Genomic DNA, 20,797 nt, shown 5'->3' with positions numbered 1-20,797 from the left:
TCTCACGTCCTCTGCGGAGAGGGTTGCAGTGCGGCGATGAACGAGGATGAGGGCGCGACCCAGCCGAAGATGCCGCCCTGCGCGGCGATCATCCGCAGGCCCGCCTCCTGGAACTCCGGGAAGTAGGAGCCGACGCAGTCCGACAGCACGAGGCACTCGTAGCCGCGGTCGTTGGCCTCCCGGACGGTGGTGTGCACGCAGACCTCGGTGGTCACGCCGGTGACGACCAGGCTGCGGATCCCGCGCGCGACGAGGACGTCGCCGAGGGACGTGTTGTAGAAGGCGCCCTTGCCGGGCTTGTCGATGACCAGCTCGTCGCCGGCCGGGGCCAGCTCGTCGATGATGTCGTGGCCGTGCTCGCCGCGGATCAGGATGCGGCCCATCGGCCCGGGCGCGCCGATGCGCATGCTGGGCTCGCCCCGGTTGAGCTTCGCGGGCGGGCAGTCCGACAGGTCCGGCAGGTGCCCCTCGCGGGTGTGGATGACGGTGAGGCCCAGCGCCCGGCAGGCCGCGAGCAGCGCCGCCGTCGGCTCGATGACGCGGCGCAGCTGGGCGACGTCGTTGCCGAGGGTCTCGCCGAAGCCGCCGGGCTCCATGAAGTCGCGCTGCATGTCGATGACGAGGAGCGCGGTGCTCGCCGGGTCGAAGGTGAAGGGTCCGGGCAGCGCGTCGACCGTGGCCATTCAGACCACCGTGCCGGACACGGTCGCCGCGATGACGTCGGTGGAGGTGGCGACGCAGCCGAAGACGCCGCCCTGCATGGTGACCATGTGCAGCGCCGCGGCGTGGTTGGCCGGGTCGGTCGCGCCGGTGCAGTCCGACAGGATGAGGCACTCGTAGCCACGGTCGTTCGCCTCGCGCATCGTGGTGTGCACGCACACGTCGGTCGTGATGCCCGTGAGGATGAGGTGGGTGATGCCGTGCGTGCGCAGCACCAGGTCCAGGTTGGTGGCGTAGAACGCGCCCTTGCCGGGCTTGTCGACGACGACCTCGCCGGGCGCCGGCGCGACCTCCGGCACGATCTGCCAGCCCGGCTCTCCCTTGACGAGGATCCGCCCGCACGGGCCGGCGGCGCCGATCTCCGCGCCGATCCGCGCGGACCGCCAGCGCTTGTTGGGCGGCAGGTCCGACAGGTCCGGGTCGTGGCCCTCCCGGGTGTGCACGACCAGCATGCCGAGCCCGCGCACGTGGTCGAGCAGCTTCGCGGTCGCCGGCAGGCCCGCCCGGGTCAGGCCGATGTCGTAGCCCATGCTGTCGACGTAGCCGCCCGGTCCGCAGAAGTCCGTCTGCCAGTCGATGCACAGCAGCGCCGTGCGCTCGACCGGGACCGAGCCGTCGTACGGCCAGGCGTAGGGCCGGGCCTCGACGACCGGGCCGATGCTTGCAGTCATTGCCCCTCCAAGTGACGGTGTGCCCGACAGGCCCCCGCTGGCGGTGATGTCCCGCGCGGTGCCGGCCGCGGAGGCCTCGCACAGGAACCCGTGCGCCGCGGTCGGCTCCTCGGCGGTCCCGTCGAGTGCGGGCATGCTGTCGATTGTCGACAGTTCTGTTACGCCGAACCGCGGCCCGTGTAACGCGTCGATGTCCGGAGGCCGGTACCCGACAGTTGCTCGTATGTGATCGCCGTCACTGCGACCCTGCCGCGATGAGACGACTGTCCCGGCTCGGACTCGCGGTCATCCTCGGTGTCGGCTTCATCGTCGCCGCCGTGGGTCCCGCACACGCGGAACCACTGGTCGCCACCCTCACCATGAGCGGTGAGATGCACTACGAGGCGGCGCTCAACCAGGCCAACCGGCTCACCGTCAGCAACCCGTCGCCCGGTGTCGTCGCCTTCACCGACGTCTACCCGATCACGTTCAGCACGCCTGACGGCAGCACCTGCAGCTACCCGTACGCCACCCAGACCACCGTCCACTGTGTGCATGCGGCGACCTTCCTGGACATCAAGACCTCCGACCTCGACGACGTCATCGACAACCGCACCACGTCCAACGTGCACGCCTCCGGCGGCGACGGGAACGACGTCATCAAGATGGGCGGCCACGCCACGCCCGCCGCGGCCGGTGACGCGTCCGGCGGCCCGGGCGACGACGTCATCCACTCCGGCCCCGGCGACGACTGGATCAACGGTGGCACCGGCTCGGACACCGTCACGTTCCAGGGCCGGACCGCGAAGATCACCGCGACCCTGGTGAGCCCGGCGCACGGCGGCGACCCGCTGACCGGCGAGTCCGACGTGTACCAGGAGATCGAGAACCTCACCGGCGGCGGCGCCGCGGACACCCTCACGGGCGACGGCAACGCCAACGTCATCGACGGCGGCTGGTACACCACCCCGTGCCTGCCGTTCCCGAACGCGGGCCTGCTGGTGCCGGCCGCGGTCCAGGCGCCGCCGCCGTGCACCACCTACTCCGGCGACGACGTCATCAACGGCGGCGGCGGCCCGGACACCCTCCGCGGCCGGCAGGGCGCCGACACCATCAACGGCGGCACCGGCAACGACGTCCTGTACGGCGACGCCGGCTTCGACAGCCTCAACGGCGGCGCCGACTCCGACATCTGCTACCCGGGCGCCGACGGCGCCACCACCAGCAGCTGTTCCATCCTCGCCCCGCTGCCCTGACGGGTTCCCGGACGGCGCGCGGCGTGGCAGAATCCCGCCGACCCCTCGGCCCCCGGAGCCTGCCATGCCGCCCGTCCGCATCCCCGCCGGCGCGTTCGTGCCGCCGATCTGCCCGCGCCACGGGCGGCCCGCCACGAGCATGCGGCCGATGGTGTTCCTGTCGCCGCTGCCGCTGTGGGCGTGGCCCCTGGCGGTGCTCGCCGGCCGCCTGCTCTACCGGATCCTGCTCCGGCCGCTGCGCAAGGAGGCGCTCGCGCCGGCCTGGCCGTCGTGCCGCCGCTGCGGCCTGCGCCGCGCCGCCCGGATCGCCGCCGGCGCCGCCACGATCGTCGCCGGCCTCGTCGCCGCCCTGTACCTGAGCGAGCGGGTCCACGGCACGGCCGCGCTCGTCGCCATCGCCGGCACGGTGGCCTGCATGGGCGCCGGGCTCGTCGTCGTCGCCCGCAGCACCCGCGACGCCGTGGCCGGCGTCCGGGTCAGCCGCGACGGCCTGTGGCTGGAGCCGCGGCGCCCGCACCCCGCGTTCGTCGCGGCCCTCGCGGCGCAGCCGCTGCCGGAGTACCCGATGCCCGCGGGCTGGACCGTCCCCGCCACCGCCGCGCCGTCGGCGGCCTGGGCCACCGTCCAGCCCGCCACAGAGCCCGCCACAGAGCCCGTGCCCGCGCCGTCCGCCGCGCCGCCACCGGTGCCTTCGCACTCCGGCTGGACCTCGCCGAGCGCCTGACCCCCACCCGCGGCACACCGGGCGCCTCGGCGGGCGCAAGGGTCAGCATGGACGGCGGCTGGCTGCCCCCGCACCACGCCCACGAGGCGTTCGCCGCGACGCTGCCCACCCCGCCACCGGCGCCTTCCGGGCCGACCGCCTCGCGTCCGGCGTCGTCAGCCGATGTACGAGCGGGCGCCGTGCTCGTCCAGCGCCGCGAGCACGGCGGCCGTGTCGCGGGCCGACACGGCCTCGAACAGCCGCTCGTGGCGGTGGACGCCGTCGTGCGGGCGGGCGACCTCGGCCTCGCGGCGCAGGTTCAGCGCCATGTACAGCTGGATCTTCACCAGGATCGACTCGTAGACCTGGGTCAGCTGGCGGTTGCCGGCGAGGCCGACGACCGCGACGTGGAACTCCCGGTGGGCGGTCGCCACGTCGAACTGGTCGCCGCGGGCGTCGGCCTCCTGCAGCGCCTTCACCGCGGCGGCGACGCCGGACAGGTCCGCGTCGGGCGCGGTGGCGGAGACGGCGTGCCGCTCGAGGACGTCGCGGACCGCGTACAACTCCTGGATGTCGTCGGCGGAGAGCGTGGCGACCCGAACCCCGCGCCGCGGCACGTGCTCCACGAGGCCCTGCTGCGCGAGCAGGCGCAGCGCCTCCCGCAACGGGGCGCGGCTGATGCCGAACCTGCGGGTCAGCTGCTCCTCCACGAGCCGCTCGCCGGGGTCGGTGGCGCCGCTGAGGATCTCCCGGCGCAGCCGTGACATGGCGAGCTCGACCAGGCTCGCGCTGGCCAGCTCGTCAGACGCACCGGGTTTCACCTGCCCAGTGTCGCAGACCCCGGGAGGGACCCTCACACGCGCCGCTCGCGGGCGGCCGCTCGCGTGTGGATGTCCGCGGTGCTCGTGCGTGGCTACACGTGCTGGAGGCGGTGCAGCCTCGCGTACGTGCCGCCGGCCGCGACGAGCTCGTCGTGGGTGCCGAGCTCGGCGAGCCGGCCGCCGGACAGGACCGCGACCCGGTCGGCGTTGCGGACCGTGGCGAGCCGGTGCGCGACGACGAACGTCGTGCGCCCCCGCATGAGCCGGGTCAGCGCCTCCTGCACGAGCGCCTCGGACTCGCAACGTCACCATGCTCACAGGGTCATGTCCCTTCGGCCGGTGGCGGTAACCTGCTCCCATGACGCAGCCACCTTACGGGCAGCAGGACCCATATCAGCCCAACCCGTATGGCCAGCAGCCCCAGTACGGGCAGCAGCCCTCCGACCCGTACGCGCTGCCGGCCGGACAGCAGCCGATGTCGGGCCCGCCGTCCTCGTCGCCGCCCGGCTCCAGCCCGCCGTACTCGCCGACCTACCAGCTGCCGGTCTCCGGCGCCCCCACGTCCGGCGGCTACGACCCGTATGGTCAGCAGCAGGCGGCGTACGGTCAGCAGGCGGCCTACGGCCAGCCCGGCTACGGCGTCCCCGTCCCCGGCGCGGCCAACGCGGGCTACGACCCGGCGACCGGCCAGCCGTACTCCGACAAGTCGAAGCTCGCCGCCGGCCTGCTCCAGCTCCTGCCGGGCCTGTTCCTCATCCTCGGCGGCATCGGCCGGCTGTACGCGGGCAACACCGCCCTCGGCGTGACCCAGCTGGTGCTGAGCGTCGTCGTCGGCTGGACGTCGTTCTGGTGCGGCTTCCTCTTCTGGCTGCCGTTCCTGATCGTCTTCGGCCTGTGGGTCTGGTTCGTCGTCGACGGCATCATCCTGCTGACCGGCCGCCCGGTCGACGGCCAGGGCCGCCCCCTGCGCCCGAACTGACCGGCCCCGCTACGCGCCCCCGGGCGGGCGCCGCAGGGTGGTGACCGGCCCGAAGAAGCGGTGACCGAGCACGCAGTGCAGCCGGATGTGCTCGACCGGCCCGCCGGTGCTCCGCGCCGGCCCGTCGCCGCGCACGGTGGCCGGGAGCCCGCACTCGGGGCAGTCCACGAGATTCGTCGTCATACCGGCATCCACGCGGGGCCGAGCCACCAGGCTCGGCCCCGTCGCCTACCCGACGCCGGGCGGGTGCATGGTCCTGGGCTGACCGCGATGAACGGGCGCGGCGGCCGCGATCGCCGCCGTGCCGCGCTGCCCGGCCCGTCACGCGGGGTCGGGGTTGAGGCGGACGCCGCGGATGGAGGCGTCGAGGACCTGGGCGGTGTGGGCCGTGCGGATGGTGGCGCCGGTGGTGCGGAGCCCGGCGGTGATCTGCATGAGGCAGCCGGGGTTGGCGGTGACGAGCCAGTCGGCGCCGGTGAACAGGACGTTGCGGGCCTTCAGCGCGGCCAGGTCGGCGGCCGGGGCGGGGTTCAGGATGTTGTAGACGCCGGCGGAGCCGCAGCAGATCTCGGCGTCGGGGATCTCGCGCAGGTCGAGGCCCGGGATGCCGCGCAGGAGGGTCCGCGGCTGGGAGCGGACGCCCTGGGCGTGGGCGAGGTGGCAGGCGTCGTGGTAGGCGACGGTCAGCGGGAGCGGGTGGCGCGGGGCGGCCGGGCCGAGGTCGGCGAGCAGCTCGGAGAAGTCGGTGACGCGGGCGGCGAGCGCGGCCGCGCGGGGAGCGTACGCCGGGTCGTCGGCGAGCAGCTCGCCGAGGGACTTCAGCGACGAGCCGCAGCCGGCGGCGTTCACGACCAGCGCGTCGATGCCCGCCGAGGCGAACGTGTCCACGATGCCCCGGGCGAAGTCCGCGGCCTCGGCGTGGCGGCCGCTGTGGACGCTGAGGGCGCCGCAGCAGCCCTGCGACGGCGGGATGACCACGTCGCAGCCCTCGGCGGCCAGGACCCGGGCGGTCGCGGCGTTCACGGACGGGAAGAACTCGCGCTGCACGCAGCCGGTGAGCATCCCGACCACGGCGCGGCGCGGGCCCAGGGCCGGCACCAGCGCGGGCAGGGGCACGGATCGGCGGACCGGCGGGGCGAGCGCGGCCAGGGCCGCCAGCCGGCCCGGCAGCCGGGACAGCAGCGGGGAGCCGAGCCGCTGGTACAGCCCGAGCGGCCGCTTCACGAGCGCCAGCCGCCGCGGGTGGGGGAACAGGCCGAACACCAGGCCCCGCAGCGCCCGCTCCGGCAACGGCCGGGGATGCTCCCGCTCCACCGCGACGCGGGTCTGTTCGATCAGGGTGTCGTACCGGACGCCGGACGGGCACGCGGTCACGCACGCCATGCAGCCGAGGCACGCGTCGAAGTGGCCGGCGGCGGACGGGGTCAGCGGCTCGCCCTCGAGGCGCTGGCGCATCAGCTGGATGCGGCCGCGCGGGGAGTCCATCTCCTCGCCCCACAGCACGTACGTCGGGCACGTCGGCAGGCAGAAACCGCAGTGCACGCAGTCCGAGACGAGCCCGGGGTCGACGAAGGGGCCTTCGAGCACCATCAGATGCCCCCCACGAACCGGCCGGGAGCGAGGATGCAGAGCGGGTCGAACTGCTCCTTCACCCGGCGCATCAGGTCGAGGCCGTCGACGTGCCCCCACACGTCGACGCGGGACCGGACCGCCGGCGGGGAGGTGAGCACCACGCAGTGGCCGGCGCCGGCGCGGGTGGCGGCGCGCAGGTCGCTGACGACGCCGACGACGGAGCCCGGGTCGGTGTCGCCGGGCAGGCCCGCGTAGAGGACGCCGGTGCCGGCCGAGCCGCGCACGTGCAGCCTGACGTCGTGCAGCTGCGCGGTGACGCCGACGGCGGTCAGCAGGTACGGCACCCGCGACAGCGCCGACGTGAGCTTGATGCCGATGTCCCCCGGCCGCCACGGGTAGGTGCCCCAGCCGGGCGGCGGGGTCTCGGCCGTGCTGGCGCCGTCGCCGAGCAGCTTCTCCAGGTCGGCCGCGCGCTGGGCGACCCCCTCGGGCACGCCTTCCACGAGCGCCGTCACCGTCAGCGGGTCGGTGTCGACCTCCAGGGCGCTCGGCACGACCTGGGCGCCGAGGACCGCCGCCAGGACCCGCGCGGCGTCGTCCGGGCCGTCCACGCGGACCGACACGAACCGGCGGGCGGCGGGCAGCGGGTGCAGCCGGAAGGCGCACTCGGTGATGACGCCGAGGGTGCCGTACGACCCCGCGACCAGCTTGCCGAGGTCGTATCCGGCGACGTTCTTGACGACCTTGCCGCCGGCCTTCGCCACGACCCCGTCGGCGCGCACGACGGTGACGCCGATGAGCAGGTCCCGGACAGTGCCGTACAGCATGCGCCGCGGGCCGGACGCGTTGACCGCGACGGTGCCGCCGACGGTGGCGCCCGGCAGCGGCTCGTCCAGCGCGAGCTGCTGCCCGGCGGGGCGCAGCGCCTCCTGGACCTGCCGCAGCGGCGTGCCGGCGCGGACGACGGCGACGAGATCGCCGGCGGCGTGCTCGACGAGCCCGCACAGGTTGGACGTCTCCAGGATCAGGTCGAGCCGCTGCGGCGGCAGCGCCCAGTCCTGCCTGGTGCCGCCGCCGCGCACGACGAGCGCGAGGTCGTCGCCGGCGGCGCCGCGGACCACGTCGGCGACCTCGGCGGTCGACGCGGGCGAGGCGACGGCGGCGGCCGGCACGCCCGCGATCCGCGCCGCCGGGGCGGGTGAAGCTCCAGCGATCATGACCTAGAAGACCTCCGCGATGCCTGGCTGATGCTGCGGATGGGTGCCCTTGCGCCGCCCCGGCACCTCGCCGCACAGGCGGGGCGTCGGGAAGATCTTGCCCGGGTTCGACAGTCCGTGCGGGTCGAACGCGCACCGCACCAGCTGCATCGTGTCGAGGTCGTCGGCGCTGTACATGCTGGGCAGGTGCTTGGCCTTGTCGACGCCGACACCGTGCTCGCCGGTGATCGACCCGCCGTGCTCGACGCAGATGTCGAGGATGGCGCCCGACACCGCCTCGGCCCGCTCCGCCTGCCCGGGGACGGTCTCGTCGAAGAGGACGAGCGGGTGCAGGTTGCCGTCGCCGGCGTGGAAGACGTTGGCGACCCGGACGCCGTGGTCGCGGGCCAGCTCGCCGATGCGGGTCAGCACCTGCGGCAGCGCGGTGCGGGGGATGACGCCGTCCTGGACGATGTAGTCGGGGCTGATCCGGCCGACGGCGGCGAACGCCGACTTGCGCCCCTTCCAGAACAGGGCCCGCTCGGCGTCGTCTGCGGCGATGCGGATCTCGAACGCGCCGTGCTCCCGGCAGAACGCCTCGACCGCGGCGAACTGCGCGTCGACCTCGGCCCGCGGCCCGTCCAGCTCGACGATGAGCACCGCGCCGGCGCCGCCCGGGTAGCCGCAGTGCACGGCCGCCTCCGCGGCCTCGATCGCCAGGGCGTCCATCATCTCGATCGCCGCCGGCACGACCCCGGCCGCGATGATCGCCGACGTGGCGGCGCCGGCCTGGTCGGTGCCGGGGAAGGCGGCGAGAAGGGTCCGGACCGTCTCCGGGAGCCGGACGAGGCGCACGGTGACCTCGGTGGCGATGCCGAGGGTGCCTTCGGAGCCGACGAAGGCGCCGAGCAGGTCGTAGCCGGGCGCGTCGGGTGCCCGCCCGCCGAGCCGGACCAGGTCCCCGTCGGGGGTGACGATCTCGACGCCGGTGACGTGGTTGGTGGTGAAGCCGTACTTGAGGCAGTGCGCGCCGCCGGAGTTCTCCGCGACGTTGCCGCCGATCGAGCAGATCTGCTGGCTGGACGGGTCGGGCGCGTAGTAGTAGCCGTGCGGGGACGCGGCGCGGCTCACCTGCAGGTTGATCACGCCGGGCTCGACCACGGCCCGCTCGTCCTGCGGGGCGACCTCGCGGATCGCGCGCAGCTGCGAGGTGACGATGAGCGCACCGTCGGCGTGCGGCAGCGCCCCGCCGGACAGGCCGGTCCCGGAGCCGCGGGCGACGAACGGCACCCCGGCGTCCACGCACGCCCGGACCGTGTCCGCGCACTCCTGGGCCGTCCGCGGCAGCACGACGACCGCGGGCACCACCCGGTAGTGGGTCAGCCCGTCGCACTCATACGTGCGCAGCTGCTGGCGGTCGGTGAGCACCTGCTCCGGCAGCAGGAACCCCCGCAACCGCGCCGCGAGCGCATCGACGGTCACACCGCCACCTCCGCTCCGCTGCGGCGCCGGCGTGCCCCGAACCTGCGATGCTGGTTCGCAGCCACTCCGCTGCGCTCCGGACCGTTCACGGCATGCGTTCGTACGCCGGCAACGTCAGGAAGTCAACGAACTCGTCCGCCACAGCCACCTCCATGAACAACGCCCGCGCCTCGCCGAGGTCCCGGCCGAGTGCCGCCAGCTCCTCGTCGGCGATCCGCTCGACCAGCTTCCGCGTCACGGGCGCACCCGTATCGGCCAGCGTGACACCGTTGTGCAGCCACTGCCAGACCTGCGACCGGGAGATCTCCGCGGTCGCCGCGTCCTCCATCATGTTGTTGATCGCGACGGCGCCGCTGCCCCTGAGCCACGCGTCGAGGTACTGCACGCCGACGCTCACCGCGTTGCGCAGCCCCGCCTCGGTCTGCTGCCCGGGCGTGTCACCGACGGCGAGAAGGTCCTCCGCGGTCACGGTCACGTCCTCGCGGAGCCGGTCGAGCTGGTTGGGCCGGTCGCCGAGCACGCCGTCGAACACGGTCCGGCACGTCTCGACGAGGTCGGGGTGCGCGACCCAGGACCCGTCGAACCCGTCGCCGGCCTCGCGGGTCTTGTCGGCGGTAACTTTCTCGAACGCCACCTTGTTGATCTCGGGATCGCGCCGGCTCGGGATGAACGCCGCCATGCCGCCGATCGCGTGCGCGCCCCGCCGGTGGCACGTCCGCACCAGCAGCTCCGTGTAGGCCCGCATGAACGGCACCGTCATCGTCACCGTGTTGCGGTCCGGCAGCAGGAAGTCCCTGCCACGGGTCCCGCCGAGAAATCTGGACTTCTTGATGACGCTGAACATGAAGTCCCACCGGCCGGCGTTGAGGCCCGCCGAGTGCTCGCGCAGCTCGTACAGGATCTCGTCCATCTCGAACGCGGCCGGGAACGTCTCGATCAGCACGGTGGCCCGGATCGTGCCGGTGGGGCGGCCGAACCGCTCCTCCGCGAACGCGAACACCTCGTTCCACAACCTGGCCTCCAGATGGGACTCCATCTTCGGCAGGTAGAAGTACGGCCGGGTGACGAGGTGGTTGTGGAAGAAGTAGAGCCCGAAGTCGGTCAGCGACCCGGACGTCGGCGCGCCGTCGACCAGGATGTGCTTCTCCGGTAGGTGCCACCCGCGCGGGCGGACCACGACGGTGGGGCGCGGTCCGCCGGTGAGCTCGTAGTGTTTTTCGCCGGAGGTGTACGAGAGGGTGCCGGCATTCGCGTCGCGCAGGTTCAGCTGGCCGCCGATGACGTTGGCCCACAGCGGCGTGTTGGCGTCCTCGTGGTCGGCGAGCCACACCTTCGCGCCCGAGTTGAGCGCGTTGATGGTCATCTTCGCGTCCGTCGGCCCGGTGATCTCGACCCGCCGGTCGACCAGGCCCGGCGCCGGCTCGGCCACCTGCCAGTCGCCCTCCCGGATCTCGCGCGTCTCGGGCAGGAAGCCGAGCGTCCCGCCGGCGGCGAGCTCCGCCTCGCGCTCCTTGCGGGCCTGGAGCAGCTCCAGCCGCCGGGCGTCGAACGTCCTGTGCAGATCTGCCAGGAAACTCTGAGCTTCCTCGGTCAGGATCTCGGCGAATCGGTCGTCGAGCGGTCCGGTAATCTCGACGCCCTGAACAGTGCCCATGACATGACCCTATCGGCTGCGCTGCCACCCGGGGCGTGTCGCGGCGCGTGTGATATGGGAAGCTCTGGCGAACAAAACTCAGGTCCGCCGGATTATCGGGTCCGTCCAGCAGGGGAGTCTTCCAACTGTGAGCGATCGGGGCAGAAGCCGCCGCACTGCGAGGTCGACCAAGGCCACTCCGCCACAGGCGGCACCGGACACCGAGGTCGAGCCCACCGCGGACGCGGAAAGCGACACGACGAACACTGAGCCGACCGAGGCCGAGGGCGTGGCCGAGGAGACCGTGTCGTTGGGCAAGAAGGACGACCCGGACGCGGACGCCGAGGCGGCCGACGGCACCGGCGACGACACCGCCGACGACACCGCCGACGAGGACGGTGACCCGGCCGACGCCGCGGACGCCGCAGCCGGCGACCCGGACGCCGCCGCGGACGGCGACGACCCGGACGCGACCGCCGACGACGACGAGTCCGACAAATCGGATAAGTCGGACAAGTTGGCTAAGGCGAAGAACGCGAAGACCGTCGCGCCGGCGACGAAGGCGGAGAAGCGTGCCGCCGCGCGCATCGCCGCCGCGAAGGCCGCCCGCCGCCGTCGTGCCGGGCAGGCGATCGCCGGCACGATGATCGTCCTGCTGGTCGTCGGCGGCGCGTTCGCCGGCGTCTGGTACTTCGGCGACCGGGCCGAGAAGAACCGGATCAAGTGCAAGCCGGTCGGCGACCCCAACGCGTTCCCGCCGCTGCTCGGCGGCATGGACAAGGGCCTGGCGACCGAGCCGAAGATCGACGCCAGCACCGAAGAGATCACGTCCCTCAAGACCAAGGTCCTCATCAAGGGCGACTGCAAGGCGGTCAAGGCCGGCCAGACCGTCACGGTCAACTACGTCGGCGCGACCATGAAGGACGGCAAGGTCTTCGACGCGTCCTGGCCGCGGAAGAAGACGATCGAGATCCCGGTCGGGCAGAAGCAGCTCCGCAAGCAGCCGCAGGTCATCGAGGGCTGGGACGAGGGCCTCGTCGGCCTGAAGGTCGGCAGCCGCGTCCAGCTCGACATCCCCGGCAGCAAGGCCTACGGCGACGACGCCCCCGAGGGCTACCCCAAGGGCACGCTCCGCTTCATCGTCGACATCCTCGACGCGAAGGACGCGGACGACAGCGGCGGCCTGCCCGCCGGCTTCGGCGGCTGAGCACCGGCCCCGCACGACGCAAGCGAGGCCCCACCGGCAGCAGGCCGGTGGGGCCTCGCCGTGTATACGGTCGGAAGATGACAGCTGTCCTGCTCACCGGCGCCACCTCGGGCCTCGGGCGGTGGCTGGCGCCGCGGCTCGGCGCGGCCGGCCTGACCGTCCTGCTGCACGGCCGCGACCCGGACAAGGTCGCGCGCGGCGTGGCGGAGGTCCGCGCGGCCGGCGGCGCCGCCGAAGGGCTCGTCGCCGACCTCGCGAGCCTGGCCGAGGTGGACCGGCTCGCCGCGGCGGTCGCCGGCCGCGACGACCTGACGATCCTGGTCAACAACGCCGGTGTCGGGTTCGGCCCGCCCGGCGGCGCCCGCGAGGAGAGCGCGGACGGGCATGAGCTGCGCTGGGCCGTCAACTTCCTCGCCCCCGTCCGCCTCACCACCGCGCTGCTGCCCACGCTCGCCGCCAACGCGCCCGCCAAGGTCGTCAACGTCGGATCCATCGGCCAGGCGCCGATCGACTTCGACGACGTGGAGCTGCGCCGCTCGTACGACGGCATCACCGCCTACCGGAGGTCGAAGCTCGCCCTGGCGGCGTGGAGCCTGGACCTTGCCGGCGAACTGGAGGGACGCCCGGCCGGCGGCGAGGTGTCCGTCAACTGCCTGCACCCGGCGACGTTCATGGACACCCAGATGGTCCGCGATCACGGTGCCGCGCCCAGGTCGACGGTCCAGGAGGGCGGCGAGGCGACCCTGCGGCTGATCCTGCACGAGCGGGGCACCGGCGGGTTCTTCGACGGCGACCGGCCCGCCCGCGCGCACCCCGACGCCTACGACCCCGGGGTGCGCCGCCGGCTCAGGGCGATGTTTGGTTCCGCCGCCACCGGCAAAGCACAAACGCATGAGCAGAGCGACTGTCGGTGAGGCACTGATCGCCAGGCTGGCCGACTGGGGGGTCGACACGGTGTTCGGCCTGCCCGGCGACGGCGTCAACGGGATCATGGAGGGCCTGCGGCGCAACGCCGACCGGGTCAGGTTCGTGCTCGTGCACCACGAGGAGGCCGCCGCGTTCATGGCGGTCGCGCACGCCAAGGCCACCGGCCGGCTCGGCGTCTGCCTCGCCACCTCCGGGCCCGGCGGCATCCACCTCGCCAACGGCCTCTACGACGCGAAGCTCGACCACGCCCCCGTCCTGGCGATCACCGGGATGCAGGAGTCCAGCGTGATCGGCACCGCGTACCAGCAGGAGGTCCACCTCGACCGGCTCTTCGAGGACGTGGCGGAGTACAACGAGACGATCGGCAACCCGGCGCAGGTGCCGTCGCTGGTCGACATCGCCGTCCGCACCGCCCTCGCCCGGCGCGGCGTCGCGCACCTCACGGTCCCGAACGACGTGCAGGTCGCGACCGCCGGCGACAACCCGTTCGAGACCGTCGGGCCGACCCGCGCGCCGGCGACCGCGCCCGTGCTGGTCGCGCCGCCGGTGCGCCCCGCCGACGACGACCTCCAGGCCGCCGCGGACCTGCTCAACAACGCCTCGAAGCCGGCGATCCTGGCCGGTATCGGCGCCCGCGGCGCCGGACCCCTCGTCGAGCTGGTCGCCGACGTGCTCGGCGCGCCGATCGTGAAGTCGCTGCTGGGCAAGATGGTCGTGCCCGACGACTCGCCCTTCGCGCTCGGCGGGCTCGGCCTGCTCGGCACCGCTCCCAGCGAGGACCTGATGCAGGAATGCGACGCGCTGCTGATGGTGGGCACGAACTTCCCGTACACGAAGTTCCTCCCGGCGCCCGGCCAGGCGCACGTCGTGCAGATCGACGTCGAGCCCGCGCGGGTCGGCACCCGCATCCCCACCGACGTGCCGCTCGTCGGCGACGCCGCGGCCACCTGCGAGGCCCTGCTGCCCCGGCTGCGGCGGCGCACCGACAGGCGTTGGCTGCTGCGGTACCAGGAGAAGATGCGCGACTGGCGGGAGCGCATGGCCGCCACCGAGCGGGCGGACCGGGACCCCATCGCGCCGCAGTTCCTGGCCAGCACGCTCGACCGGGTCGCCGCGCCCGACGCGATCCTCGCCTGCGACTCCGGCACCGTCACCACGTGGGCGGCCCGGCACTGGCAGGCCACCGGCGGCCGCGAGTTCTACCTCTCCGGCACCCTCGCGTCGATGGCGCCGGGCCTGCCGTACGCGATCGCGTTGCAGCACGAGTACCCGAACCGGCAGGTCATCGCGTTCGTCGGCGACGGCGGCTTCGCGATGCTCATGGCCGAGTTCCACACCGCGGCCCGCTACAAGCTGCCGATCAAGGTCGTCATCAACGACAACAGTGCCCTCGGCATGATCGTCTGGGAGCAGATGGTCAACGGCTTCCCCGAGTTCGGCGTCCGGTACGGCGACGACCCGCAGGCCGACTACGTCGCCTGGGCGCGCGGCTGCGGCGCGTACGCGGCCCGCGTCACGGACCCGATCGCCCTGGAGAACGTCCTCGGCGAGGCGTTCGCCTTCGACGGGCCGGCGCTCGTCGACGTCGCGGTCGACGCCGACGAGCCCCCGATGCCGGCCAGCGTCACCTACCAGCAGGCGGCGAAGTTCGCGGAGGCGTTCGTCCGCGGCCAGCCGCGCAAGGCCGCGATCGCCACCACGCTGCTGAAGGACCGGATCACCCGCCTGTGATCCTCCGGCGGATCCGGTGCCTGCCGCGGACCCGCACCGACCTCGCCCACAGCCTGGTCCGGCCGACGGTCATCGTGATGCCGCCCGGGATGTCGAGGCCGCCGAGCCCGGATACACCGCCGACGAGCACCACGCCGCCGATCGCGACCAGACCGGTGCCGGTCAGCAGGTACACCATGGAATCCGGCTGCTCGGCGGCCTGCTGCCCGGTCATCTGCGCCGTGTGAACCATCGGCGGGTCAGGTCTTCGAGCCTGCGCGGCGCTCAACGAGCCCACCGCGATGGCGGCGCCGGCGACGCACACCCATGTCCGAGTTCTCATAATCGCGGACGCTAGGTCGCAAACGGGTGACTCGTCGCTCACACGCGTTCACCTGGGACAGGTGAAGGAACCTCTCACCCGTGGCATTGTGTGCTCGTGCTGATCTATAAGATCCTGCTGCCCGCCGAGTGGGCGGCGTTCGAGGCGAACGGCCGTTTCGACGGCTCGCCCCTGGACCTGCGCGACGGCTACATCCACTGCTCGTCCCGCGACCAGGTGGCCGGCACGGCCCAGCGCTACTTCGCCGACGTGCCCGACCTCGTCGTCGTCGCCATCGACGCGCAGACCATGGGCATGTGGCTGCGCTGGGAGACCTCCGCCAACGGCGGCCTGTTCCCGCACGTCTACGCCCCCCTTCCCCGCGCCGCCGTCGCCGCCGTCCACCGCATCGCCGGCGCCGCCTCCGTCGACGACGTCATCCCCGCCTGACCGCCGCCCGCCGCAAACCCGCGCAGCTCAGCCGTGCGACGTGGGGAGCGGCGGAAGCGCCCCGAACGTCTCGGCCGGCAGCCCTTCGGCCCCCCAGAAGATCCACCGCCACGCCCCAGCACTCGCGCCGACGAGATCCCCGGACACAGCGTCGAAGACCGCCGTCTGGCGGTCCGCGAACCCGTGGACGACGAAGCGATCGGCCTGACCGCTCGTCGCGTCCCAGATCCGGAGGGTGGCGTCGTCACCGCCGGTGGCGAGGTGGGTGCCGTCCGGAGACCACGCCACCGACCGAACCCAGTCGGTGTGCCCGACGAGCTGGAGCAGCTCGGCGCCGGTCACGGCGTCCCAGACCCGCACGCTGTCGTTGCCGCCGGTGGCGAGGCGGGTGCCGTCCGGGGACCATGCCACCGCGTTCACTGAGCCGGTGCGCCCGGTGGTGTTGAGGTACAGGGTGCCGGTCACGGCGTCCCAGACCCGCACGCCGCCGTCACCGCCGTCGGTGGCGAGGCGGGTGCCGTCCGGGGACCACGCCACCGCGTTCACTGAGCCGGTGTCCTCGGTGGTGTTGACGTACAGGGTGCCGGTCACGGCGTCCCAGACCCGCACGCCGCCGTCACCGCCGACGGTGGCGAGGCGGGTGCCGTCCGGGGACCACGCCACCGCGTACACAAATCCGGCGTTCTCGGTAAGGTGGAGGTGTTCTGCGCCTGTCGCCGCGTCATAGACCCGCACACCACCCGTGCTGCCGGTGGCGAGGCGGGTGCCGTCCGGGGACCACGCCACCGTGTACACGGAGTCGATGCTCTCGGCGAGGTGGAGATGTATGGTGCCGTCGGCCGTATCCCAGACCCGGACACCACCGCTGCCGGCGGTGGTCAGGCGGGTGCCGTCCGGGGACCACGCCACCGCGCTCACAAGACCGGGGTCTTCGGTGAGGTGGAGATGTTCGGCGGCTGTCACCGCGTCACGGATCTGCACACCGTCGTCGCTGCCGGTGGCGAGGCGGGTGCCGTCCGGAGACCACGCCACCGATCGGACCCAGTCGGTGTGCCCGGCGAGGTGAAGGTGTTCACCGCCAGTTACCGCGTCCCAGACCCACACGACCCCTTCGCTGGCGTTGGCGAGGCGGGTGCCGTCCGGGGACCACGCCACCGTGTTCGCTGAGCCGGTGTGCCCGGTGAAGTGGAGGAGTTCGCCAGTCGCCACGTCCCGGATCCACACACCGTCGTCGCTGCCGGTGGCGAGGCGGGTGCCGTCCGGGGACCACGCCACCGCGTACACGGAGTTGGTGTTCTCGGCAAGGTAGGGGTGCTCGGCGCCGGTCGCCGCGTCCCAGATCCGCACACCGCCGCCAGCAGTGGTCAGGAGGTTGCCGTCTGGAGACCACGCCACTGTGTGTGCGGAGTTGACGTCCCCACCGAGCTGGAGGTGTTCGGTGCCCGCCACCGCGTCATAGACCAGCACGCCGCCTTCGCTGGCGGTGGCCAGGCGGGTGCCGTCCGGAGACCAAGCGACCGCGTCCACTGGGCCAATGCTCCCGGTGATGTGGAGCTGTTCGGTGCCGGTGACCGCGTCCCAGACCCGTACGCCGTCGCCGCCGTCGGTGGCGAGGCGGGTGCCGTCCGGGGACCACGCCACCACGTACACAGCGGGGGCATTGCCGGCGACTCGGAGGTGTTCGGCGCCGGTGACCGCGTCCCAGACCCGCACATCGCCGTCAGCGGTGGCCAGGCGGGTGCCGTCCGGAGACCACGCCACCGCCTCCACGGAGCCGGTGTGCCCGGTGATGTGGAGTTGTTCGGCGCCGGTCTCGGCATCCCAGATCCGCACTCGATCGTCCCCGCCGGTGGCCAGGCGGGTGCCGTCCGGGGACCAGGCCACCGCGTTCGCCGAGCCGGTGTGCCCGCTCGCGACCCAGGGGGTGGTTCGAGCGTGTTCCTCGCCCGGCAGGGGAGCGATGAGCAGGCCTTCGGCCGGCTGGGGGGAAGGGGTGCACCACAGGAGTTGCGTGCGGTGGCGGATGGTTCGCGTGAAGTCGGCGTCGCCGATGTCGCAGTGGCGCAGGAGTGCGGAGGCGATCAGTGTGCCGTCGAGGCGGGCCTGGTGCAGGCGGGTGTCGTGCAGCTCGGCCGAGTCGAGGCGGGCGTCGGTGAGGTCCGCGCCGGTGAGGTCGGTGTGGTGGATGCGGGCGCGGCGGAGGTCGGCGCCGCGGAGGTCGGCGCCGGCCAGGCTCAGTGCGTGTCCGCTCATGTCGGGGTTGCCGATGGTCCACTCGGCGAGGTTCGCGCCGGGGAGTCGGACCCGCGTCAGGGGCTGGTGCGGGTGTCCGTGCTCGGCGGCGCGCAGCGCGTACGCGAAGGCGAGCTCCGACGCCCCCGGCGTGTAGTGGTCCCGGATCGCCGAGAGGCCGGTGAGGGCCGCCGCGCGGGCGGACGGGGCGGCGGCCGCCAGGCACTGGCCGAGGAAGTCGAGGGTTTCCGGGCCGGGCACCGGCATGACCACCGGGTCGGGGCCGGTGGCGGGGACCTCGCGCAGCGCCCGGAAGAGGTGGCGGGCGAGGAAGTACTCGAACAGCGAGCGGTGGCCGAAGGTGAACTCGTCGCCGTCGCGGCTGAGGAACGTGGCGGTGCGGAAGTCGGTCTTCCACAGGTCGGGGACGTTGTCGCGGTAGTGGCGGCGCAGGTCGGGGCGCTGGTCGAGGAGGTCGAGCAGCCAGTCGTCCACGTCGCCGGCGGTCCAGGAGTTGCGGCCCGAGCGCCAGATCTCCGCGGCGATCGCCTCCATGAGCAGGTGCTTGTGCTCGGGCAGCAGGGTGTGCTTGCCGCTGTCGCGGGCCAGCCACCGCTCGACCACCTCGCCGTAGAGGTCGACGGCGCGCACCGCCCGGCCCTGGAGCTTCGCGGTCTCGATGAACTCGACCTGGTCGGAGATGAGCTTCAGCGTCATCGGGCGGCGGGCCAGGTCGGTGAGGTCGTGGACGCTGCCGATGAGGGTCAGGAACGCCTCGACCTTGTCGGGCCCGGCGTCGAGGTTGCCCGCGAGGTAGTCGCGGATCTGCCGCTCGCCGAAGGGGAGCATCAGCAGCGCCAGGTAGTCCTTGCCCTGCGGGCCCTGCCGGTCGTCGCCGGTGAAGAAGTTGACCTCGTCGCGGATCGTGCGGAAGTACTGGGTCCGGCAGGTCACCAGCATGCGGGTGCTGGTCGTGCCCTCGACGGCGCGCCACAGCTGGCGGATGAAGAGCCGCTGGTCGTGCGGCTCGAGGTGCACCAGCGCCTCGTCGAGACCGTCGAAGATCACGACGGCGTCGCCCTGCGTGAGCCGGCGGCGCACGGTGTCGGCGGAGAGCCGCTCCCGGGGCACCGCCGCGGGGCGGCTGGCCTCCAGCATGCTGTCGAGGATCGTGTCGAGCGTGATCGCCCGGCTCAGGTCGCCGGCGCGGACGTCGCGGAGGTCGAACAGCAGTGGCAGCGGCGCCCCTTTCGAGCGCTGGTCGAGCAGCGCCCGCGCGAAGAGCTTCGCCGTCGTGGTCTTGCCCAGGCCGACGTCGCCCAGCAGCGCGCACAGCCGCGGGCCGTCCTGCGCCACGGCCCACTCCAGCAGCCGGTTGACGGCCGCCAGCGCCGGGCCCCGGTCCGGCGTCTCGAGGTGGGACTCCCGGAACGTGGTCTCGCTGACCTCGGCGTCCACCAGCACGGTGCTGTCGTTGCCGCCGCGGCGGTCCGTGAGCCGCTTGGTGTGCTCCGCAAGCTCGGCCGTGGCGTCGAGCGCCGGCGCCGGTTGCGCCCGGACCTCGGCGTGCAGCGCGTCGACGAGCGCGTCGACGTACTGCTTGCGCTGCTGCTCCCCGCGCAGCACGGCCCACGGCTGCTCGCGGCGGCGCACCCCGCGTCGCGGCAACGGCCCGAGCGTGGGCGTCGCGTCGGGCAGGGCGGTCAGCGCGAAGACGACCCGGCGGCCGGGCCGGTCCAGGACGCGGTGCCGCTCGGCCGCGTTCGCCTCGTCGGTCAGGTACGACGGGCTCAGCAGCACCACGCGGACGTCCGCCTGCGCGCAGAGCCGGTCGCGGCTGTCCTGCAGGTTCTCGCCGATGCCGATCGAGTCGGGGTCGGCGACCTCCCACTGCCGTTCGCCGTCGAGCTGGAGGTGCTGGCGGAGCAGCCCGACCAGCTGGCGGGTCGGCCGGGAGCCGGCGTCGGCGGCGGCGACGCTGACATACACCCTGGTGCGTCGCGAGTCGCCCAGCTCGGTGACCTCGGGTGCGATCGGGTGCGCGATGCCGGTGTCGTCGGCGGCCCTGCCCGTGAACGCGACGATGCCCGCGTCCGTCAGGTCACCGCCGGCGAACCAGCCGTGGCGGCGCTCCGGCGGGCTCTTGCGGGGCTCCAGCTCCAGCTGCAGGTCGACGCCGGCGGTCTCGGCCGCGCGGTTGACCCGTCCCCGGAAGTCCTGGAAGGCGTCCTGGCCCCGCGCCTGGTCGGCGGGGAACTCCGCCTCGTCCAGGGCGGAGCGCAGCAGGAACCGTCCGCCGGCGTCCAGGAGCCTCACGATCACGTTCAGCCGGGCCGCCTGCAGCTCGGTCACCGCACCGGCGGCGCGCAGCGCCTCCACGCGGGCGACGGCCTCCGCCGGAGGGAGCGGGGTCACAGCGTCACGAACCCGTTCAGGTCGAGGACCCGGGCGCGGATCGAGTCGGCCAGCCGGTTGGCGAAGATCGTCCGCTTGACGCCGGACAGCTCGGCATAGCTGCCCTGCTCCTGCCCGAAGATCAGCTGCTGCTCGATCCCGCCGAGGTCGCGGTGCGGGCCGAACGATGGCAGCGGGCCCAGCGCCACCGGCAGCGAGCCCTTGTCGGCGGTGGGCCCGGCGAACCGGGGGAGCTCGTGCTGACGGATGAACGGCCGGGTGAAGTAGGCGCTGGTCAGCAGCAGCAGCCCGAAGTCGGCCTCACCGAACCGGCCGACGATGGCCGGGCCGAACTCCTCGCCGCAGGTCAGGTGGCTGTCCTGCCACCACTGGACCTCCAGGTCCCGGAAGAGCCCGAGCGCCGGCAGCAGGTCACGCAGCAGCGCTTCTTTGAGTCGCTGGTCCCGATGGCACCAGCTCAAGACGATCCGCACCGACCGCATCAGGACCACCCCGGATAGCCCGGATCGACCCGGGATGGCG

19 protein-coding genes are annotated in these 20,797 nt (G+C 73.3%); 7 read left to right on the top strand and 12 right to left on the bottom strand.

Translation table 11 applies throughout. The annotated features are described in order from the left end of the window. Positions 1-2: 2 nt before the first annotated feature. On the bottom strand, positions 3-683 hold the full coding sequence (locus AB0I21_RS42735; RefSeq protein ID WP_360569382.1) for an isochorismatase family cysteine hydrolase: 681 nt from the start codon (positions 681-683) through the stop codon (positions 3-5). Beyond that, positions 684-1,526 (bottom strand): isochorismatase family cysteine hydrolase, encoded by an 843-nt coding sequence (locus AB0I21_RS42730; RefSeq protein WP_360569381.1) that lies wholly within the window; start codon positions 1,524-1,526, stop codon positions 684-686. It lies immediately after the preceding gene. 119 nt (positions 1,527-1,645) lie between these two features. On the opposite strand from AB0I21_RS42730, the gene AB0I21_RS42725 reads away from it, so the two are divergent. Continuing rightward, entirely contained in the window at positions 1,646-2,626 is a 981-nt protein-coding gene (locus AB0I21_RS42725; protein WP_360569380.1) for a calcium-binding protein, read from the top strand. A gap of 64 nt (positions 2,627-2,690) precedes the next feature. Continuing rightward, positions 2,691-3,350, top strand: coding sequence for a hypothetical protein (locus tag AB0I21_RS42720; protein ID WP_360569379.1), 660 nt, complete (start codon positions 2,691-2,693; stop codon positions 3,348-3,350). Positions 3,351-3,505: 155 nt separating this feature from the next. Here the strand turns inward: AB0I21_RS42720 and AB0I21_RS42715 are convergent, their stop codons facing one another. Together AB0I21_RS42715 and AB0I21_RS42710 are read right to left on the bottom strand one after the other, a co-directional pair. Then, positions 3,506-4,150 (bottom strand): GntR family transcriptional regulator, encoded by a 645-nt coding sequence (locus AB0I21_RS42715; protein WP_360569378.1) that lies wholly within the window; start codon positions 4,148-4,150, stop codon positions 3,506-3,508. A 92-nt stretch (positions 4,151-4,242) separates the two neighbouring features. Beyond that, the gene (locus AB0I21_RS42710; protein WP_360569377.1) at positions 4,243-4,434 is read right to left on the bottom strand and encodes a hypothetical protein; all 192 of its coding nucleotides are present in this window, start codon (positions 4,432-4,434) and stop codon (positions 4,243-4,245) included. A gap of 74 nt (positions 4,435-4,508) precedes the next feature. Here AB0I21_RS42710 and AB0I21_RS42705 point away from each other — a divergent pair, with 74 nt between their 5' ends. Beyond that, positions 4,509-5,129, top strand: a complete 621-nt coding sequence (locus AB0I21_RS42705; RefSeq protein ID WP_360569376.1) for a hypothetical protein — start codon at positions 4,509-4,511, stop codon at positions 5,127-5,129. A 9-nt stretch (positions 5,130-5,138) separates the two neighbouring features. Here AB0I21_RS42705 and AB0I21_RS42700 read toward each other — a convergent pair whose 3' ends face one another. From AB0I21_RS42700 to aceB, 5 genes are all read right to left on the bottom strand, one after another. Continuing rightward, positions 5,139-5,312, bottom strand: coding sequence for a hypothetical protein (locus AB0I21_RS42700; protein WP_344502747.1), 174 nt, complete (start codon positions 5,310-5,312; stop codon positions 5,139-5,141). A 138-nt stretch (positions 5,313-5,450) separates the two neighbouring features. Beyond that, entirely contained in the window at positions 5,451-6,719 is a 1,269-nt protein-coding gene (locus AB0I21_RS42695) for a heterodisulfide reductase-related iron-sulfur binding cluster (RefSeq protein WP_360569375.1), read from the bottom strand. Further along, positions 6,719-7,918, bottom strand: a complete 1,200-nt coding sequence (locus tag AB0I21_RS42690) for an FAD-binding oxidoreductase (protein WP_360569374.1) — start codon at positions 7,916-7,918, stop codon at positions 6,719-6,721. Before AB0I21_RS42690 ends, AB0I21_RS42695 begins: the two co-directional genes overlap by 1 nt. 3 nt (positions 7,919-7,921) lie before the next feature. Then, positions 7,922-9,379, bottom strand: a complete 1,458-nt coding sequence (locus AB0I21_RS42685; protein ID WP_360569373.1) for an FAD-linked oxidase C-terminal domain-containing protein — start codon at positions 9,377-9,379, stop codon at positions 7,922-7,924. Positions 9,380-9,464: 85 nt separating this feature from the next. Beyond that, on the bottom strand, positions 9,465-11,033 hold the full coding sequence (aceB, locus tag AB0I21_RS42680; RefSeq protein ID WP_360569372.1) for a malate synthase A: 1,569 nt from the start codon (positions 11,031-11,033) through the stop codon (positions 9,465-9,467). Positions 11,034-11,301: 268 nt separating this feature from the next. Between aceB and AB0I21_RS42675 the strand changes: the two genes are divergently transcribed. The 3 genes from AB0I21_RS42675 (at position 11,302) to AB0I21_RS42665 (ending at position 14,877) form a co-directional block, all read left to right on the top strand. Next, positions 11,302-12,219 carry an FKBP-type peptidyl-prolyl cis-trans isomerase gene (locus tag AB0I21_RS42675; protein WP_360569371.1) on the top strand — a complete coding sequence of 306 codons (918 nt, stop codon included), beginning with the start codon at positions 11,302-11,304 and terminating at the stop codon, positions 12,217-12,219. Positions 12,220-12,296: 77 nt separating this feature from the next. Beyond that, on the top strand, positions 12,297-13,133 hold the full coding sequence (locus tag AB0I21_RS42670) for an SDR family NAD(P)-dependent oxidoreductase (protein WP_360569370.1): 837 nt from the start codon (positions 12,297-12,299) through the stop codon (positions 13,131-13,133). Continuing rightward, positions 13,111-14,877 (top strand): thiamine pyrophosphate-dependent enzyme, encoded by a 1,767-nt coding sequence (locus AB0I21_RS42665; protein ID WP_360569369.1) that lies wholly within the window; start codon positions 13,111-13,113, stop codon positions 14,875-14,877. Before AB0I21_RS42670 ends, AB0I21_RS42665 begins: the two co-directional genes overlap by 23 nt. Here AB0I21_RS42665 and AB0I21_RS42660 read toward each other — a convergent pair. Next, on the bottom strand, positions 14,864-15,199 hold the full coding sequence (locus tag AB0I21_RS42660; RefSeq protein WP_360569368.1) for a hypothetical protein: 336 nt from the start codon (positions 15,197-15,199) through the stop codon (positions 14,864-14,866). The two genes, AB0I21_RS42665 and AB0I21_RS42660, sit on opposite strands and share 14 nt — an antisense overlap. 96 nt (positions 15,200-15,295) lie before the next feature. On the opposite strand from AB0I21_RS42660, the gene AB0I21_RS42655 reads away from it, so the two are divergent. Next, positions 15,296-15,628: a DUF952 domain-containing protein gene (locus tag AB0I21_RS42655; protein ID WP_344502737.1), complete on the top strand. Its 333-nt coding sequence runs from the start codon at positions 15,296-15,298 to the stop codon at positions 15,626-15,628. A gap of 27 nt (positions 15,629-15,655) precedes the next feature. Here the strand turns inward: AB0I21_RS42655 and AB0I21_RS42650 are convergent, their stop codons facing one another. Both AB0I21_RS42650 and AB0I21_RS42645 read right to left on the bottom strand, forming a co-directional pair. Further along, positions 15,656-20,275, bottom strand: coding sequence for a pentapeptide repeat-containing protein (locus tag AB0I21_RS42650; protein ID WP_360569367.1), 4,620 nt, complete (start codon positions 20,273-20,275; stop codon positions 15,656-15,658). Then, complete coding sequence (locus tag AB0I21_RS42645; protein ID WP_354892966.1) at positions 20,272-20,748, bottom strand: hypothetical protein; 477 nt, start codon at positions 20,746-20,748, stop codon at positions 20,272-20,274. The genes AB0I21_RS42650 and AB0I21_RS42645 overlap by 4 nt, the downstream gene beginning before the upstream one ends. Between the last annotated feature and the right edge of the window lie 49 nt (positions 20,749-20,797).

Origin of the sequence: Dactylosporangium sp. NPDC050588, from assembly GCF_040654975.1 — a bacterium.
GTDB classification, from domain to species: domain Bacteria; phylum Actinomycetota; class Actinomycetes; order Mycobacteriales; family Micromonosporaceae; genus Dactylosporangium; species Dactylosporangium maewongense.
The sequence above is the reverse complement of the archived record's forward strand: the minus strand, read 5'-3'. Positions and strand labels throughout refer to the sequence as shown.